We start from the raw sequence: 17023 nt of genomic DNA on the forward strand, positions 1-17023 counted from the left end.
CGTAAATTTACTTAATTACAGTTGCAACTGCATCGGCAAAGTAATCTAAGTTTGCTTGGCTAACGCCTGCTACATTTACACGGCTTGAGCCAACAATGTAAATTGAGTACTCTTTTTGTAAACGTTCAATTTGCTCTGGCGTGATACTTAAGAAAGAGAACATACCATGTTGTTTTTCAATAAATGAAAAGTCTTGTGCAACACCACGGCTATGAAGCGCCTCAACAATAGTGCTACGTAAACCATTAATACGATTACGCATTTCGGCAAGCTCTTGATGCCACTCGGCAGTTAACTCTTCACTACCAAGAATAGTATCAACAATTGCAGCACCGTGAGCTGGCGGCATTGAATAGATACTGCGTACAACACTTAATAGCACTGAGTTAGCAACGTCGGCAACTGCGCTCGATTCTGAAATAATTGAACACGCACCGATACGCTCGCGATAAAGACCAAAGTTTTTAGAACACGAAGAACAAATGATCATTTCATCAACGGTTTCAGCTAATAAACGTAAGCCTGCCGCATCTTGTTCAAGGCTAGTACCAAAACCTTGATAAGCAATATCAATTAACGGCGTAAAACCAACTTCTTTTGCAAGATCTGCAACTTGTTGCCATTGCTCTGCGTTTAAATCCATACCGCTTGGGTTATGACAACATGCGTGTAATAACACGATATCGCCTTTAGGAACTGTCTTCAGAGTGGCCATCATTTCATCAAACAATAAGCCTTTATTCTCGTAATCGTAATACGGATATTCTTTAACTGTTAAACCAGCAGCTGAGAATAAACCAATATGGTTTGCCCATGTTGGCGTAGTTACCCATACGCTCGCATTTGGGTTTGCTTTTGCGATAAATTCTGCAGCAACACGCAGCGCACCGGTTCCACCTGGTGCTTGCGCTGTGCGAACACGGTTTTCTAAAAGCGCTTTATGCTCACCCAGTAATAGAGATTCCATTTTTGCACAAAAACCTAAATCACCAGCTAAGCCAATATATGATTTACTTGTTTCATTTTCTAAACGAAACGCTTCAGCTTTTTTTACACAGCTTAAAATTGGGGTATCACCCTGTTCTGTTTTATAAACACCAACGCCTAAGTCGATTTTATTTGGATTTGTATCTTGGCGATATTTGGCCATCAAACCTAAAATTGGATCCGTTGGTAATGGCTTTAAGTTTGCAAACATAGTTATCTCTTAAATTGAATTTTTGCTATGGGATGAAGCCCTAGCTTACCATACTCTCTGTTGTGGAGAAGTATCTAAAGAAAATTTCATGGCGATAATCAATAGAACTTTTTGCTTTAGATTATTCAGGTAAGTAATTGGGTACTATTTCACATACGGCCTGTAGTAAAGCAAGTGCATCACTCGTAAACACATCATTATTAAACGCTTCGGCGTCAATAATGCCAAGTACTTCGCCAGATTGCGAAAAGTAAGGCAGACAAACTTCCGATTTAACTGCTGGGTCGCAAGTATAGTACTCGCCGCCATTAGCAACATAGTGTTCTACGTTGTTAATCACGCGTCCTTTGCCGTAAAGCGCAACAAAGGCATTGTTGCTAATACGCGCATAGTCCTCATCAACAGGAAAAAGTGGACGGCTTGGTTTGCCAAAATAGCTTAATTTAAGTAACTGTGTTTGATTATCAATCGAACGTGATTGGTAAATACCAAACCAATCAATTAGGTTTTGCTGCTCAACAAATTTAACGATGCGCGCGAGTGCAGCCATTGCATCAACATTTTTTTGGTGCTTATCTACATGCTGCGTAAGATCAAACGGCGCTTCTTGCAACTGCCCGAATAAGCTACAGGTTCCGCCCTCGCCCAATTCAGGAATAAGGTACTGCCACGTAATATCCAAGTGATCTGTTTGCGTAATGTCATTTACAATTAATTGACGGAAATCAGCCACTTTTTGCGTATCTAAAACGTAATCTGAAAAATCTATTGAATCAGCCATATAGCCATCTAAACATCTTTTAAAAAATAAAGTTTACATGGCTTATATTGGTTTATGCAATACTATTCTTAACTTAAATTACAAATAAATTTAGATTACGTATTTAATGGCTTTTATGGGTCGTTGCAAATAAGGGGAATAGAAAATGAAATGGACATTTTAAATGTGCTAACCAACTGAGCGTAGTATCTTGTACTGCAAATTTGGTGCTTTTTATTGAGACAACATAACCTTTTGTTTTTATGAAAATAAATATGGAAAAGTAACAAGCCAAAGCAGCGATTAACATGCCGTTTTTATAATGGGGCCACTTTAATTATGTAATAGTGAGTACGTTACGGTGATGCTATTGCCGCTCTCATTTTGTGAAACTGATTCTGCAATCTCTTTAATTAAGCCCAAGCCACGGCCATGAAAATTATTGTCGTCATTAGCAATATTCTTCCTTGTAAAACCATCACCTGAGTCCGTTATTGTAAAACTTATTTTGGGGTCTTCTGGTAAGTAGCTCACATCAATATTAATCGCCCCTGCCGAAAGTTGTGCTAATCGTTCAGCACGAAGTTCGTAATACTCACAAAACCCTTCATCACTATCTTTTAAGCAGGACTCGAGCCCTAATACGCCGTGTTCTAGTGCATTGTTAAATGTTTCAGAGATCAGCAAAAACAAATTAGAGCGATGCTCAGAACAGCCTTTCATCGCACAAATCATTTCAACAACATCAACAACGGGATCTGTTTGTTTTAAGCGTTCTGCATCTAATGTCAATGCCATGTTTAACGGCGTTGTCATGTATTCATCGCTCAATTGGGGCTCAATATTTGATGGTCTGCATTTTACCAACGCTAAACTTAAATCATCTTGCTGATCTTGCTTACCCGTAAAACGCTTAACCGAGTCAACAATGGAGCCTAATTCAGTAAACGATGAAGCCGTCACCTTACGCAGTAATCGTTCTTCACCAAAAAATTCGCCTTTGGTATTTTCTGCCTCGATGACACCGTCGGTATACAAGATAATTTTGTCATCTAATTCCGTCTCTACGTAAATGGTATCGCGTTCAAATTCGTATTCTTCGAGTATACCTAATGCCATATGGCGCGATGTTAGCTTCTGCTTAACCTTGCCTTCTTTACTCAACAGAAAACTATCAGGAAGCCCTCCCAACCAAGCAGAAAATGATCGACCCGAGCTATTTAGCTCAAGAATCGTTGCCGCGCAAAACATGTTGCCTGGTAATAATTCACTGAGAGTTGAATTTAATTCAGCGGCAATATCGCCAACAGGTAAGCCTTTTTGTGTCATTGAGTAAAATATTTTTGATGCTGGAAGCGCCCCCATCGCGGCTGCTAATCCATGGCCGGTAAAGTCCCCCATCAAGACATAAATGCCACCGGTACAGCTCGGTGCCATTAAAAATAAGTCACCGTTAAACATGGATGCCGGTGATAAATTAAATTCAACAAGTTCAGGTAACAAAAAGCGCTTTTCCAGAGCATTTTCGAAAATATGTTCAACTAATTCGTGTTCGCGTTCAGTATGCAGCTGATAATACGCAAGTTCTTGGTTTTGTTTGTAGGTTTTTATACTGAATTCGCGTGTTCGCGCATGGGCTTTAATTTTTGCCGAAAGAATTACTTTATCGAAAGGCTTATTCAAAAAGTCATCACCACCAACCTGCAAACATTTTTCTAGGCTGCTTTTGTCATCCAATGCGGTGATAAAAATGATGGGAAGATATACATCTGCAGATTTGGCTTTAAGCAACGGCGCTACTTCAAAGCCATCCATTTTAGGCATTACAACATCAAGCAAAACCAAGTCGGGAGAAAACTTATCGAAAACCGTTAGTGCTTCTTCTCCGTCCGAAGCAAGGGCAACATGGTGCTGCTCTTGCTCTAGCATAAAACGCAGTAAGTTGCGATTTAGCTCCTGATCATCGACAACCAGAATCTTCATGGTTCAGTCGATGTCGAACTTTTTATCAAAACGAGAGATCTGTAAAATTTTCTTAATTTGAGGTCTGCAATTTGTTATATGAATACTGCTCACAGAGTCGCCTAGCGACTTTTTCATATTTAATAGCATTCCCAGTGCCGAACTATCCATGTAATCGGTTTCACGTAAGTCGATAATTACTTTTGGAGTACTTACGCCAACATCGGCATATGCGCTCCTAAATGATTGTACTAAGTTAAAGTCAAACTTGCCTTTAATCTCAATCGTAAATAATTTGCCATCTGGCGATAGAGCCTTATTCAAACTCATTTAATTCTCCTTGGAATGTCCTAATGCCTGCTAAATTTACGCCATTCGCTTTATTTAAATTAAGTACTTAACCCGCTAATTTGCAAATATTATCTTAAAAAAACTAAAAATAAATTGAACGATAATATGGTTGCAAAATTATGATAAACTTGCGTCATGCGTATTTACTTGGATTTATTATGTCAGACTCAAATTTAGTCTATTCCACAGAAACCGGAAGAATAAAACAGCCAAAAGAAGCACCTGAGCTCGATGTAAAATTATTTAAAGACGGTGCAGTGCGTATTGAACGCCAAACAAAAGGACGAAAAGGCAAAGGCGTGATGCTCGTTGTGGGAATTGATCCAAGCGCCCATGACTTAAAGAAGCTAGCCAAAACATTAAAGTCTAAAATGGGCCAAGGTGGTGCAGTCAAAGACGGTATCATTGAAATTCAAGGCGACGACCGCGATAAGTTGAAGGGTTTGCTTGAGCAGCAAGGCTTCAAGGTGAAAATTGCAGGCGGATAATAGACATTGCTTGGTGATGGCAGCGAGCCATCACCAAATTAAACACTAAAAGTGTATACCTTTCGTTTTATCTATCATCAACGAAATCTCATGTTCTGGTACCGGCTTACTGTAATAATAACCTTGTACTACATCACACTTATTCAGCTTTAAAAACTCAATTTGCTCATCGCTTTCAACGCCTTCAGCAACCAGCTCTAAATTAAGCTTTTGCGCCATCGCGATAATTGCAGCGGTAATCTCCATATCATTGCTATCTTCTGGAATATCTTTAATAAATGAGCGGTCAATTTTTAAGATATCCAATGGGAAGCGTTTTAAATAACTGAGTGACGAATATCCCGTACCAAAGTCATCTATCGACAGCGATAGCCCAAGCGATTTTAATTGATGCATTTGCTTAATAGAACCTTCAACATCACCCATTAGCATACTCTCAGTTAACTCTAGGTGCACGCGCTCAGGTACGATACCCGTTTTCTTAATCACCTTTTCTAGTAAAGGAATTAGACTCGTATCTTTAAATTGGCGTGCTGATAAATTAATAGAGATGCTGCTCTCATGATCTTTAAGCGCCATACGCTGAGCAAATGCACACGATTCCCACAATACCCACTCACCTAATTCAACAATTAACCCTGTTGTTTCAGCAATTGGAATAAACTTATCTGGCGCAATATGCCCAAGTGTAGGATGGTGCCAGCGGATCAGTGCTTCAAAACCGACTATCTTCTCGTTGGTAATATCAATTTGCGGCTGATAATAAAGCTCGAACTGCTGTTCTTTAATCGCAATGCGCAGTTCATTTTCAATAAATAATCGCTCTTTTGCCGCTGCATCAAGGGTGTCGTTATAGAAGTAATACGTGTTTTTACCTAACGCTTTTGCTTCATACATTGCAAGATCGGCGTGTTTCAGTAACACATCTTCTTCAGGGCTTTGATCCGATGCCATTGTTATACCGATACTGGCGCTAACAATCACCTCGTTACTGCCTAAGCGAATTGGCTGGCTTAAGGTATTTTGAATCGTGAGTGCCACTTCTGTGGCTTTTTCGCGGTCATCAATACCACTGAGCAACACAGCAAACTCATCACCACCAAGACGGGCAATGGTATCTTCAGCTCGAAGACGCTTTTGTAGGCGTTGTGCTACTTCCAACAGCAGTTGGTCACCCGCATCATGACCTAATGTATCATTGATGCGTTTAAATTCATCTAAATCAAAATAGAACAGAGCAAACGAGTAATGACCGCGCGATGCTAAGGCTAAAGACTTTTTAAGCTGCATTCTAAATAACGCACGGTTAGCAAGCCCTGTTAGTGTGTCGTAATACGCCAATTGTTCCATTTTGCGCTGACTTTCTTTTACAAAGGAAATATCTTGCGCAGAGGCAACATAGCTATACACTTTGTGGTTATCATCGCGAATTGGTGAAACAGATAACGACACCCAAAGTGCACGTTTGTCATTGTTATGCAGTAACGTGTCACCTTTCCAATGATGGCGCGAAAGTAAGTCCTGAACGATATCCTCAACCAAAATCATCATATCGGGTTCCATTAAAACAAGTAATGGTTGCCCAATAAAATGACTTTTCTCAAACCCTGTCATTTCAAGCAGTTTAGGGTTCACGTATTCAATATTGAGATTTTCATCAGTAATTACGATAGCTGAACCAGAGAATTCAACGGCTTTTGATAATCTTCTTGCGCGCTGCTCTGCTTGCTCTTTTTCATCTAGCTCTTGGCGTAAATCACGCATGGTCTTTTCGAGCTTGCCTGCCATTGCGCCAAACTCAAAATTGAGCAAGCCAATTTCGTCTTTGTTAACCGTTAGGTTTTGCGCCGTAGTAAATTGCCCTCTTGCAACTTCTCGTGAGCTTGCAACCAATGCTTTAATACGCTTAATTACTAAATGAGAAAGCGTTTGATGCAGCAACAATACGACCAGCACGGCATATAAAATAAACAAGCCAAAAAACTTTACTTCTATTTCATCAATCGCCGAAAGTGCTTCAGAATGGGTTTTATAAACGCCAATATACCAATCAAAATCACTAAACTTTTTGATGCTAAAAATATGCTTGCTGTCGTCAATGGCAAATTCACCCTGCAACTCATGACGCTGACTTGTTAGTAGTTGCTCAACTTGATTACGCAATTCATCTGGTAACTGGTTTTTAGTATCCAACGAATCGTTCATGCTGCCACTGAGACGATTGATAATATCTGTTTTACCTTCAAACTGAATAATTTGTCCTTTGCCGTTTAACACAAACAGCTTGGCATCACCCACTTTGTCAGGGAACATCGCCTGCAGCTTTGGCAACTCAATATCACTGCCAGTAACGCCTTTAAATTCTCCGCCATAATGTAACGGTACAATAAGGCTAATAACCCAGCGCTCCCAAATATCATCATAATAGATGGGGGTCCAGGTTGCTTCTAAGTTAGGGTTAAATTCAGGAGTACCAATTTCGTAAAAGACATCCTGCCTAAAGTCATGGCTTGCCGGCACGTTTAACGCCCAGTTTGGGGGCGATATGCGAATAAAACGATCTTGGCTAATAAAGTAAAAATTAAAAAAGGTTTCGTCGGTTAAAATCGGCGCGATTTGCGACCATACTTTTTCTGTTTGCGAAAAAATACGTTTATATTCGTGACTATAGCTTTGCTGAGGAAGGAAAGCCGCAGAACGTACACCCGCAACATTAGTACTTGAAGAGCTGCGAATACTGCCGTCTTTACCAAAAACCAACTTACTCGGCACGATTTTTTCAGCAAGCGCGGTTTCGGAATAAAGGGCTTCTGTAACTATGGTATTGGCATCAATGGCGATGCGCTTTTTCTCATTAAGTAGGTTTTCAAAACGGCTAACAAACGGCTTCGATAACTCTGTTAGCACACCAAACTCTTCAAAAAGCAGTTGTTTGCGCTCAGATTTAACCATCAAGTACGCAGCAGATAATCCAGCTATTAAGCAAATGGCTGATATTAATATGGATAACTTGGTACTAAGTGCGTTAATGCCAAAACTCGCATCCAAATGTTTAGAGTTCACAATGTAACCTTACTTCTGCTGCAACTCGTTGATTGTGGTGCTTGGAACTATAAAAGAATCTCACTAATTTCTACACCTTTTTTTCGGTTTATTGCAAAAAAGCCATAATAAATAATGAAAAAATCTGTTTTGGCATAAGTTACTCTCAATTTACTGTTGACTTTAACAACACTTATTTCTAAATTCGGGTATATGAACAAATTAATCTTTAACTTTAGCTTCTTTTTTCACCATCCGTAATTCGGGAGGCGACTTTGTCACGAACAAGCTAAAGTCAAACTAAACCTCCCACTGGGAGGTTTTTTTTTGCAATTGGGAATGAGGAAAAGAAAATGTCCAATGCACTTGAGTCCCTACGTCGGGATATCAATGAGATAGACTCGGAGTTACTAGTCTTACTCGCCAAAAGACGTCGCGTCAGCCACGGCGTTGTTGAGTATAAAATTGCCAACAACAAACCGATCCGTGATGAGCAACGTGAACAGGCGTTACTAGAAAAACTCATTAGCTATGGCAGTTCACTGGGGCTTGACGGTTATTACGTGAATCGCGTGTTTCAAACCATCATTGAAGATTCTGTCCTGCATCAACAAGCAATGTTGCAGCAGAACCTAAATCCAGATCTGCACACAGAAACGAATCGCGTTGCTTATTTGGGTGGTCAGGGCTCATACAGCCAGCTTGCATGCCATAAATACTTCAGTCGTCGCCCTGGCAAACTTGTTGAACTAGGCTGCAGTAGCTTTAATGAAATCACCAATAAAGTAGAAACTGGACAGGCCGATTTTGGTTTATTACCAATCGAAAATACCTGCTCTGGCAGTATTAACGAAGTATATGACCTATTGCAGCACACACAGGTATCGATTGTTGGCGAACTAACACAAGCAGTAGAACATTGTTTGGTAGCAAGCCCAGGCGTTGCCATTGAAGATGTGACTAAAATATACGGTCACCCGCAGCCATTTGCTCAATGCAGCCAATTTATTAGTAATTTAAGCGGCGTACAGCTAGCCTACAGCGACTCAACATCAAGCGCACTCAAAGAGGCGTTACAAGATGATGCAGGTGCTGCAATCGCATCTGAAGACGCAGCTCGCAAGGCTGGATTAGTGGTACTTGAGCCTAACCTCGCCAATCAAAGCCATAACCACAGCCGCTTTATTGTTGTTGCGCGTAAAGCAGTTAAAGTATCTAAGCAGATCCCGACTAAAACAACATTAATTATGGCAACTAAGCAGTCAGCCGGTGCGCTTGCTGATGCACTGATGATCTTCAAACAGCATAACATTAACCTAGTAAAACTAGAGTCCCGCCCGGTACCGGGAAATCCATGGGAAGAGGTATTCTATGTTGATCTAGAAGCAAACATCGATTTGCCAGAAGTTAAAAAAGCGCTAGATGCGCTTAAAGAAGTGACTGCCTACATTCGTATTCTTGGTTGTTACCAAAGTGAAACGTTGAGCGCCGTAAGCGTTGCAACTGAGTAAAAAAGGGGCGTTTAGCCCCTTTTTTAGTAATCTAGCACTTTCGCGTCATTTGCCTTACTCAATAACGCTTTACTTTGACTTAAAAAGGTACTGGCAGAATCTGAAAAAAAGGTTTTTGCAGCGGCAAAGTCATTAATTAATCCCGCTTTATCATTTTGCTTCAATTTTTCAAACGTTTGTTGGAAAACCTCACAATACTCTTTCATCAACGGTGCGACGTCTTCAAATTGCGCCAACATAATATCACTGTAAAGCTCTGGCGACTGTGCAAATAAGCGCCCTACCATCATTAATTCCAAGTGATAAATAGGCGAAGAGCAAGATTCTATTTCTTCAAGGCTGTGGCTTTGTTTCGCCAAAAATTGACCATAAACAAAGGTCGTTAAGTGGCGCATTACCTGCACAATTTGCATCGCTTCGTCGTGCTTTTTCGCATCCATAGACACTAAATTACAGCCCCACACGGTGAGCTGTTCGAGTAAGGAACTCGCTACTTCACAGGGCTTATTTTGACAAACAACAACGGTTTGCTTTACCCAATGAGGAATATCAGGACCAAACATCGGGTGTAGTGCCAGTACCGGTCCTTGATGGTGAGTTTCCATTGCTTTGAGTGGTGATGATTTAACGCTGGTAATATCAACCAATAAACACTCAGGGTGTAGTTTTGGCATATCTGCAATAACTGATTCAACCGCATGGATTGGCACAGAGACAATCACGCAACGAGCTTCAGATAACAAACTCTCACGTTCACTTTGATTATCTTTATCAAGCACGTTCACCTGATAACCCGAGCGCTCTAACTGACGCTTGAACAATTGGCCCATTGCACCTTTACCACCCACTATCACCATTGGCGATAAATGCGGCGCAACGCACGCTAAACCGAGTTGTTGATTTTGGTAAGATTCACGCATAAGTCGACGCAATACATCCTCGACTAATTCAGGGCTTACACCAGCAGCAATTGCTTGTGATCGCCGTGCATCAATTAATTCGGTTTCTCGCGATGGTACATAAACGGGTTGACCTTGTTGTTGCTTATAAGCGCCAACTTGAGCTGTGATATGATTTCGTTTAGCTAATAGTTCAACAAGTTGCCTATCGCATTCATCAATTTGATCTCTTAACGTATTCAGTGCGCCCATTACAAAGTAAACCTTTCTTTACAGCAAGTAAATTAATATATACAAAATAATATCAAGCTATCTCGCTGAGTAAAAGCGTTAAAATAAAATACGTTATACAAGTTAGCTATTTAGCCCATATTTAAGAAGTCTTTCTAGGATGTTAGCTTTATTGTTAGATAAAGCGCGGAATTTTTAACAGACTTAGGACATTAAGTTCTCGAATCGCTATTTTTAAGAGGTTATCCCACATCAATAAACCTGAATATCACATGCAAATATTCAGCTCACCAACGATGTTGCCTAAATCAGATAATACAAATATCACAATTTCAAGTAAGTGAATCAGCAAACCTCTCCACAGCATAGTTAGTAGTGTGCGAAGAATTAGAGGCTTGTTGAGTAAATTCGCATTGCTGTGACTACCAAGGTTTGGTGTGTAATTCATTAATGCCCGCAACGCACATCAAGCAAGAGTTTATCGAAGTTAATAAGGAGTTGAATCTGGTAGGCTTGTGTAGATACGTTCTTTGTTTGATAGGTAATTTTTTGTTTTATAAAAACAAAACAGGCTGAGCAAAGCTCAGCCTGTTTAGATTCTGAAAGTTCAGACGTATTAGTTAAGTTTTTCTTTAATACGTGCAGACTTACCAGAACGCTCACGTAGATAGTAAAGCTTAGCACGACGAACTGCACCGCGACGCTTGCGCTCGATGCTGTCGATTAGTGGGCTGTGTGTTTGGAAAACACGCTCTACACCTTCGCCGCTTGAGATCTTACGTACAGTGAAAGAAGAGTGAAGACCACGGTTACGCTTAGCGATTACCACACCTTCGAACGCCTGTAGACGCTCTTTGTTACCTTCTTTAACACGTACTTTAACAACTACTGTATCACCAGGGCCGAACTCTGGTACGTCAGATTTAAGTTGCTCATCTTCAAGCACTTTAATAATATTTTGGTTTACTTTTGCCATTATATTTCTCACATTTCCTAGGAGTAACTGTCTTCTAGCCACAAACATTATGTTCTTGCTGAAATTCAGCGAGTAACCTTGCTTGCTCCTCAGTCAGAGCTAGGTTTTGCAACAAGTCCGGACGTCTAAGCCAAGTTCTACCCAACTGTTGCTTTAAGCGCCAGCGAGCGATTTCTTTATGGTTTCCACTGAGCAATACAGCGGGCACCTGCTTACCATCCAATAATTCTGGCCGTGTATAGTGAGGGCAGTCTAGTAAGCCGTCAGAAAATGAATCCTGCTCGGCAGACTGATTGTGACCTAACACGCCTGGCACTAAACGAGATACTGAATCGATTAATGTCATTGCAGCGAGTTCGCCACCGGATAATATAAAGTCACCAATTGACCATTCTTCGTCAATGTGTGATTCAATTAACCGCTCATCTATACCTTCATAACGACCTGCCACTAAAATCAACTTTTTATGGTTTGCAAGTTCTTGCGCACCTTGTTGATCTAGCTTTCTACCTTGTGGTGATAGATAGATTACCTTTGCCCCTTCACCCGCTGAAGCTTTCGCTGCATCGATGGCATCTCGCAATGGTTGCACCATCATTAGCATACCAGGGCCACCGCCGTATGGGCGGTCATCCACAGTTTTATGCTTATCAAAAGCATAATCACGCGGACTCCAACAGTTAAAATCGATTAAACCGTTTTTAACTGCGCGACCAGTAACACCTTGCTTTGTTACCGCATCAAACATTTCAGGGAACAGTGAAATAACACCGAACCACATGTGTGCCTGTTGCGACATTTAAAAGCTAGGATCCCAGTCTACGGTAACTTCTTTAGCATCTAAATCCACCTTTAACACTACGCTCTCGGTTAAATATGGAATTAAACGTTCACCTTTTCCAAATCCGTCGTTAGGGTTAGCTTTAACCACTAAAACATCATTAGAACCTGTTTCTAGCATGTCGTCGACCTTACCTAAATCGTAACCTTTATCAGTTACTACAGTAAGACCGATGAGATCTCGCCAATAAAACTCACCATCAGGTAAGTCTGGCAATTGTTCTTCAAAAACAGCGATTTCAGCATTTGTTAACACATTTGCTTGGTCACGGTCTTCAACATTTGCCAACTTGGCGATAAAACCTTTGTTGTGACGACGCCAGTCGACCACTTCAACGGTTTGCCAGTTTCCTTGTTGCCCTATCAACCATGGGCTGAAATCAAAGATCCCTTCGGGATCATCAGTAAATGAATGAACCTTAAGCCAACCCTTAATGCCGTAAGGGGCGCCGAGTTTGCCTGCTATAAATTTGGCTTGCTCTTGACTCATGGTTACATTACGCCTATTAAGCCGCTTTACGAGCGTCTTTAACTAACTTAGCTACACGATCAGAAAGACCTGCACCTTGACCTACCCAGTGATCTACACGATCAAGGTCTAGGCGAAGTGATTCTTCTTGACCACGAGCTAGTGGGTTAAAGAAACCTACTTTCTCGATGAAACGACCATCACGCGAGAAACGGCTATCCGCAACCACGATTTGATAGAATGGACGCTTCTTAGCGCCGCCACGTTGCAAACGAATAGTTACCATACCGTCCTCTACATAGATTGATTGATTTCATTAACATAAAAACTAATTTTACTTCCCTAACGGGAAGCCCGAGAATTGTACGAATTTTTACTCTGATTGCAAGTTAAAATGCACTCTTTTGGCTACTTTGTGACAGTTATACCAACATCAATACAAAAAAAGCACCAAAACTGGTGCTTTTTTAACAACTTTGCAAAGTTTAGAATTTCGGGCCGCCGCCACCCATCATGCCAGGTGGCATCATGCCTTTCATATTGCGCATCATTTTCATCATGCCGCCTTTGCCTTTCATCTTCTTCATCATTTTCTGCATTTGTGTAAATTGCTTTAATAGCTTATTTACGTCTTGCACTTGCGTACCAGAACCTGCAGCGATACGCTTTTTACGAGACCCTTTAATGATGTCTGGGCGCTCACGCTCTTTTGGCGTCATTGAGCTAATGATGGCTTCCATTTGATTAAAGGTTTTATCACCTACTTGGTCTTTAACAGCATCTGGTAAGTTTGACATACCCGGTAGCTTATCAAGCATACCCATCATGCCACCCATGTTTTTCATTTGGCGTAATTGGTCAGCGAAGTCTTCTAATGTAAAGCCATCGCCCTTCATTACCTTCTTCGCCATTTTCTCAGCTTTCTCTTTGTCGACTTTCATTTCGACTTCTTCAATAAGAGAAAGCACATCACCCATACCTAAAATACGTGACGCAACACGATCTGGATGGAATGGTTCTAACGCATCAGTTTTTTCACCAACACCAATAAACTTAATTGGCTTACCTGTGATATGACGAATTGATAGTGCAGCACCACCACGGGCATCACCGTCAGTTTTGGTCAGTACAACACCGGTTAGTGGCAGAGCTTCGTCAAATGCTTTTGCGGTATTCGCAGCATCTTGACCTGTCATTGAGTCAACAACAAAGAGTGTTTCTACCGGCTTAATCGCACCGTGTAACTCAATGATTTCTTCCATCATCTCGTTATCTACGTGCAAACGGCCTGCGGTATCAACAATCACGACATCAATGAATTTCTTTTTCGCGTGGTCAATTGCGCCATTGGCAATATCGATTGGTTTCTGTGAAATATCACTTGGGAAGAATTCCACATCAACTTCGTTAGCAAGCGTTTCTAGCTGTTTAATCGCAGCAGGACGGTACACGTCGGCACTCACAACTAACACCGATTTCTTTTTGCGCTCTTTTAAGAACTTAGAAAGCTTACCAACACTGGTGGTTTTACCTGCACCTTGCAGACCTGCCATCATAATAACCGCTGGCGGTTGTGCCGCTAAGTTAAGCTCTTCGTTTGCTTCACCCATGGCTTTTTCAAGTTCTTCACGAACGATTTTAATGAAAACCTGACCTGGGCTTAAACTTTTAGTGACTTCAACACCTACAGCACGTTCTTTAACTGTTTTTACAAATTCACGCACTACCGGTAAGGCTACATCCGCTTCGAGTAGTGCCATACGCACTTCGCGCAGCGTGTCTTTTATATTGTCTTCAGTTAATCGGCCTCGACCACTGATATTTTTCAGGGTTTTACCAAGGCGTTCCTGTAAGTTCTGAAACATTCACGTTAATCCAAACTAATATTTTGCGAGAATTATACCTAAGAAACAGGAATAAAAAAGCTTTGCAACCGTAACTAAAGGTTATTTTCCTATTCTGGGCTAGGCTTTTAGCGATTGATAAAATACAATGAGGTAAAAATTTTAATCGAAACCGATTTTAAACAAAGTCATGAATTTAATTGTTTTAACTGTAATTGCGAGTCTGTTTTATAGCCTTTCCACTATGCATGTGGTGAGTAAGTTATTTGATAAGCAAGGCCCAAATCAAAAGAAGACTTTGTTGCTTAGCACTGTTGCTATTTTGTTGCACCTTGCTGTGATTGTTAATTCGATTTTCACTGAAAGCGGGCAAGACCTCAGCTTTGCCAACGTTGCACTATTAATATGTTGGCTAATTGTGGTGTCGGTAACGACTGTTTCCCTGCGCTTTCCTGCCACCTTATTACTGCCGGTTGTTTATGGCTTTGCTGCAATTTTATTAATCGCCAGTTTGTTCATTCCACATCATGTTATTTTGCAATCGGTTAATTTTGAATTCGGATTAGTGTCACATATTTCACTTGCCTTTATGGCCTACTGCGTGCTGATTATTGCGACTTTATACGCAATTCAATTTTACTTTATTAATCGCCGTTTAAAGCAAAAAGACATGTCAATAGTGACCAGTCACTTACCGCCTTTAATGCTGGTAGAAAGGCAGTTATTCCACCTGGTTTCAATGGGCTCGTTGCTACTTACATTTGCCCTCGCAACAGGCTTTTTATTTATCGATAATATGTTTGATAAAGGCTATATCCATAAAACAGTATTATCGTTACTTGCCTGGGCGTTATTTGTCACCGTTGCGTGGGGCCACAAGTACCGTGGCTGGCGCGGCAAAAGCAGTGTAATTACGACAATTTGCGCGGCAACATTACTTACGCTTGCGTATTTTGGTAGCCGCTTTGTTCAAGAAATTATTTTGGGTAAGTTTTAGTACTTTTGGTACGAATTAGCTTATACAAATAGAGCACTTGACTAATCACCTCAACTAAGAGTTAATACTCTTTCGACAGTTTTTAAAGGATCCCTCATTGGACGCCATATCGACGAGTACTTTATTCATCATTCTTGGTGTATTGATACTACTTTCAGCTTATTTCTCTAGCTCAGAAACGGGCATGATGTCGCTAAACAAATATCGTTTACGACACCTTGAAAAAGAACACCATAAAGGCGCCAAACGGGTTAGCAAGCTGTTACAACGTCCAGATAGACTGATAGGGTTAATTCTAATTGGCAATAACCTTGTTAATATTGCCGCGTCATCTGTTGCAACTATTATCGGTATTCGCTTATTTGGTGACGTAATCGGTATTGCTGTTGCCACCTTTGGTTTAACCTTTGTCATTTTGATTTTTGCTGAGGTAACACCAAAAACATTAGCGGCACTGTATCCTGAGAAAGTGGCCTTTCCAAGTTCATTTATTCTTAACTTTTTACTCAAGTTACTCTACCCGCTGGTTATTTTAGTAAACCTTATAACCAATGGTATTTTAAAACTGTTTGGCATTAGCCCAGAGCAAATTGAAGAGCACAGTTTAAGTAAAGAAGAACTTAAAACAGTAGTTAACGAATCTGCTGCTTTATTACCTGAACGTCACCAAAATATGTTGGTATCGATTCTTGACCTTGAGCAAGTAAAGGTTGAAGACGTAATGGTTCCGCGCAATGAAATTGTGGCGATTGATGTTAACGACGATTGGAAGCTGATTATGCGTCAGCTTACCCATGCACAACATACTCGTGTTTTGCTATACCGTGAAAATATTGACGACACAGTTGGCTTTATTCACGCTCGCGACGCGCTACGTTTACTGACTAAAGAGCAATTTACGAAAGCGACTCTGCTTCGCGCAGTACGTGAAATCTACTACATTCCAGAAGGTACGTCGTTAAACGTACAGCTACTTAAGTTTCAGCAAGCAAAAGAGCGCATTGGCATTGTGGTAGACGAATACGGAGATATTCAAGGCCTCGTAACCCTAGAAGATATTCTTGAAGAAGTAGTAGGTGATTTTACCACCAGCATGACACCAACACTGAGTGAAAACGTGCACCCGCAACAAGATGGTTCATTCTTAGTTGATGGCAGTGCCAACGTGCGTGACCTCAATAAAGAAATGGATTGGGACTTTCCTACTGATGGCCCGAAGACCTTAAGTGGTTTGATTATCGAGTTTTTAGAAGATATTCCAAGCGAAAAAGTCAGTATGCGTATTTCAGGCTACCCTATCGAAATTGTTGAGGTAAATGAAAACACCATCAAGCTGGCGAGAATTATGCCTGAGTATAAGAACTAAGAGTTTCAGGTTTCAGGTTTCAGGTTTCAGGTTTCAGGTTTCAGGTTTCAGGTTTCAGGTTTCAGGTTTCAGGTTTCAGGTTTCAGGTT

The 17023-nt window shown here is 40.9% G+C and carries 15 protein-coding genes and 1 other annotated feature; of the genes, 4 read left to right on the top strand and 11 right to left on the bottom strand.

Features of this window, described 5'->3' with window-relative positions; genetic code table 11:
- Positions 1 to 7: 7 nt before the first annotated feature.
- The 4 genes from AC2IOM_RS14145 to AC2IOM_RS14160 form a co-directional block, all read right to left on the bottom strand.
- On the bottom strand, positions 8 to 1198 hold the full coding sequence (locus AC2IOM_RS14145; RefSeq protein WP_100912994.1) for an amino acid aminotransferase: 1191 nt from the start codon (positions 1196 to 1198) through the stop codon (positions 8 to 10).
- 121 nt (positions 1199 to 1319) lie between these two features.
- Positions 1320 to 1979 (bottom strand): GAF domain-containing protein, encoded by a 660-nt coding sequence (locus AC2IOM_RS14150; RefSeq protein WP_486358715.1) that lies wholly within the window; start codon positions 1977 to 1979, stop codon positions 1320 to 1322.
- A 312-nt stretch (positions 1980 to 2291) separates the two neighbouring features.
- On the bottom strand, positions 2292 to 3941 hold the full coding sequence (locus tag AC2IOM_RS14155; protein WP_486358716.1) for an ATP-binding SpoIIE family protein phosphatase: 1650 nt from the start codon (positions 3939 to 3941) through the stop codon (positions 2292 to 2294).
- 3 nt (positions 3942 to 3944) lie between these two features.
- Positions 3945 to 4250, bottom strand: coding sequence for an STAS domain-containing protein (locus AC2IOM_RS14160; RefSeq protein WP_010560622.1), 306 nt, complete (start codon positions 4248 to 4250; stop codon positions 3945 to 3947).
- Between the two features lie 179 nt (positions 4251 to 4429).
- Between AC2IOM_RS14160 and yciH the strand changes: the two genes are divergently transcribed.
- Entirely contained in the window at positions 4430 to 4759 is a 330-nt protein-coding gene (yciH, locus tag AC2IOM_RS14165; RefSeq protein ID WP_010560623.1) for a stress response translation initiation inhibitor YciH, read from the top strand.
- Between the two features lie 45 nt (positions 4760 to 4804).
- Here yciH and AC2IOM_RS14170 read toward each other — a convergent pair whose 3' ends face one another.
- Entirely contained in the window at positions 4805 to 7822 is a 3018-nt protein-coding gene (locus tag AC2IOM_RS14170; RefSeq protein ID WP_486358717.1) for a bifunctional diguanylate cyclase/phosphodiesterase, read from the bottom strand.
- A gap of 191 nt (positions 7823 to 8013) precedes the next feature.
- Positions 8014 to 8130, top strand: a sequence feature (Phe leader region).
- 24 nt (positions 8131 to 8154) lie between these two features.
- Here AC2IOM_RS14170 and AC2IOM_RS14175 point away from each other — a divergent pair.
- A complete protein-coding gene (locus tag AC2IOM_RS14175; RefSeq protein ID WP_475149132.1) occupies positions 8155 to 9312 on the top strand; it encodes a chorismate mutase in 1158 nt (385 codons plus the stop codon).
- A 23-nt stretch (positions 9313 to 9335) separates the two neighbouring features.
- Here AC2IOM_RS14175 and tyrA read toward each other — a convergent pair whose 3' ends face one another.
- From tyrA to ffh, 6 genes are all read right to left on the bottom strand, one after another.
- Positions 9336 to 10463, bottom strand: coding sequence for a bifunctional chorismate mutase/prephenate dehydrogenase (gene tyrA / locus AC2IOM_RS14180; RefSeq protein WP_486358718.1), 1128 nt, complete (start codon positions 10461 to 10463; stop codon positions 9336 to 9338).
- A gap of 595 nt (positions 10464 to 11058) precedes the next feature.
- On the bottom strand, positions 11059 to 11418 hold the full coding sequence (gene rplS, locus AC2IOM_RS14185) for a 50S ribosomal protein L19 (protein ID WP_010560627.1): 360 nt from the start codon (positions 11416 to 11418) through the stop codon (positions 11059 to 11061).
- Between the two features lie 34 nt (positions 11419 to 11452).
- Entirely contained in the window at positions 11453 to 12199 is a 747-nt protein-coding gene (gene trmD, locus AC2IOM_RS14190) for a tRNA (guanosine(37)-N1)-methyltransferase TrmD (RefSeq protein ID WP_010560628.1), read from the bottom strand.
- 18 nt (positions 12200 to 12217) lie between these two features.
- Positions 12218 to 12748, bottom strand: a complete 531-nt coding sequence (gene rimM / locus AC2IOM_RS14195) for a ribosome maturation factor RimM (protein ID WP_010560629.1) — start codon at positions 12746 to 12748, stop codon at positions 12218 to 12220.
- Between the two features lie 16 nt (positions 12749 to 12764).
- Positions 12765 to 13013 (bottom strand): 30S ribosomal protein S16, encoded by a 249-nt coding sequence (gene rpsP / locus AC2IOM_RS14200; protein ID WP_010560630.1) that lies wholly within the window; start codon positions 13011 to 13013, stop codon positions 12765 to 12767.
- Between the two features lie 199 nt (positions 13014 to 13212).
- Positions 13213 to 14592 (bottom strand): signal recognition particle protein, encoded by a 1380-nt coding sequence (ffh, locus tag AC2IOM_RS14205; protein ID WP_100912988.1) that lies wholly within the window; start codon positions 14590 to 14592, stop codon positions 13213 to 13215.
- Positions 14593 to 14761: 169 nt separating this feature from the next.
- Between ffh and AC2IOM_RS14210 the strand changes: the two genes are divergently transcribed.
- Positions 14762 to 15568 carry a cytochrome C assembly family protein gene (locus AC2IOM_RS14210; protein WP_010560632.1) on the top strand — a complete coding sequence of 269 codons (807 nt, stop codon included), beginning with the start codon at positions 14762 to 14764 and terminating at the stop codon, positions 15566 to 15568.
- A 97-nt stretch (positions 15569 to 15665) separates the two neighbouring features.
- Positions 15666 to 16934 (top strand): HlyC/CorC family transporter, encoded by a 1269-nt coding sequence (locus AC2IOM_RS14215; RefSeq protein ID WP_010560633.1) that lies wholly within the window; start codon positions 15666 to 15668, stop codon positions 16932 to 16934.
- Positions 16935 to 17023: the final 89 nt, after the last annotated feature.

The sequence above is a fragment of the Pseudoalteromonas sp. NS-SX12 genome (genome assembly GCF_057367955.1).

Bases quoted from the DNA above. Each gene is read 5' to 3' on its own strand.
- AC2IOM_RS14145 (WP_100912994.1), bottom strand. From the start codon at position 1,198: ATGTTTGCAAACTTAAAGCCATTACCAACGGATCCAATTTTAGGTTTG.
- AC2IOM_RS14150 (WP_486358715.1), bottom strand. From the start codon at position 1,979: ATGGCTGATTCAATAGATTTTTCAGATTACGTTTTAGATACGCAAAAA.
- AC2IOM_RS14155 (WP_486358716.1), bottom strand. From the start codon at position 3,941: ATGAAGATTCTGGTTGTCGATGATCAGGAGCTAAATCGCAACTTACTG.
- AC2IOM_RS14160 (WP_010560622.1), bottom strand. From the start codon at position 4,250: ATGAGTTTGAATAAGGCTCTATCGCCAGATGGCAAATTATTTACGATT.
- yciH (WP_010560623.1), top strand. From the start codon at position 4,430: ATGTCAGACTCAAATTTAGTCTATTCCACAGAAACCGGAAGAATAAAA.
- AC2IOM_RS14175 (WP_475149132.1), top strand. From the start codon at position 8,155: ATGTCCAATGCACTTGAGTCCCTACGTCGGGATATCAATGAGATAGAC.
- tyrA (WP_486358718.1), bottom strand. From the start codon at position 10,463: ATGGGCGCACTGAATACGTTAAGAGATCAAATTGATGAATGCGATAGG.
- rplS (WP_010560627.1), bottom strand. From the start codon at position 11,418: ATGGCAAAAGTAAACCAAAATATTATTAAAGTGCTTGAAGATGAGCAA.
- trmD (WP_010560628.1), bottom strand. From the start codon at position 12,199: ATGTGGTTCGGTGTTATTTCACTGTTCCCTGAAATGTTTGATGCGGTA.
- rimM (WP_010560629.1), bottom strand. From the start codon at position 12,748: ATGAGTCAAGAGCAAGCCAAATTTATAGCAGGCAAACTCGGCGCCCCT.
- rpsP (WP_010560630.1), bottom strand. From the start codon at position 13,013: ATGGTAACTATTCGTTTGCAACGTGGCGGCGCTAAGAAGCGTCCATTC.
- ffh (WP_100912988.1), bottom strand. From the start codon at position 14,592: ATGTTTCAGAACTTACAGGAACGCCTTGGTAAAACCCTGAAAAATATC.
- AC2IOM_RS14210 (WP_010560632.1), top strand. From the start codon at position 14,762: ATGAATTTAATTGTTTTAACTGTAATTGCGAGTCTGTTTTATAGCCTT.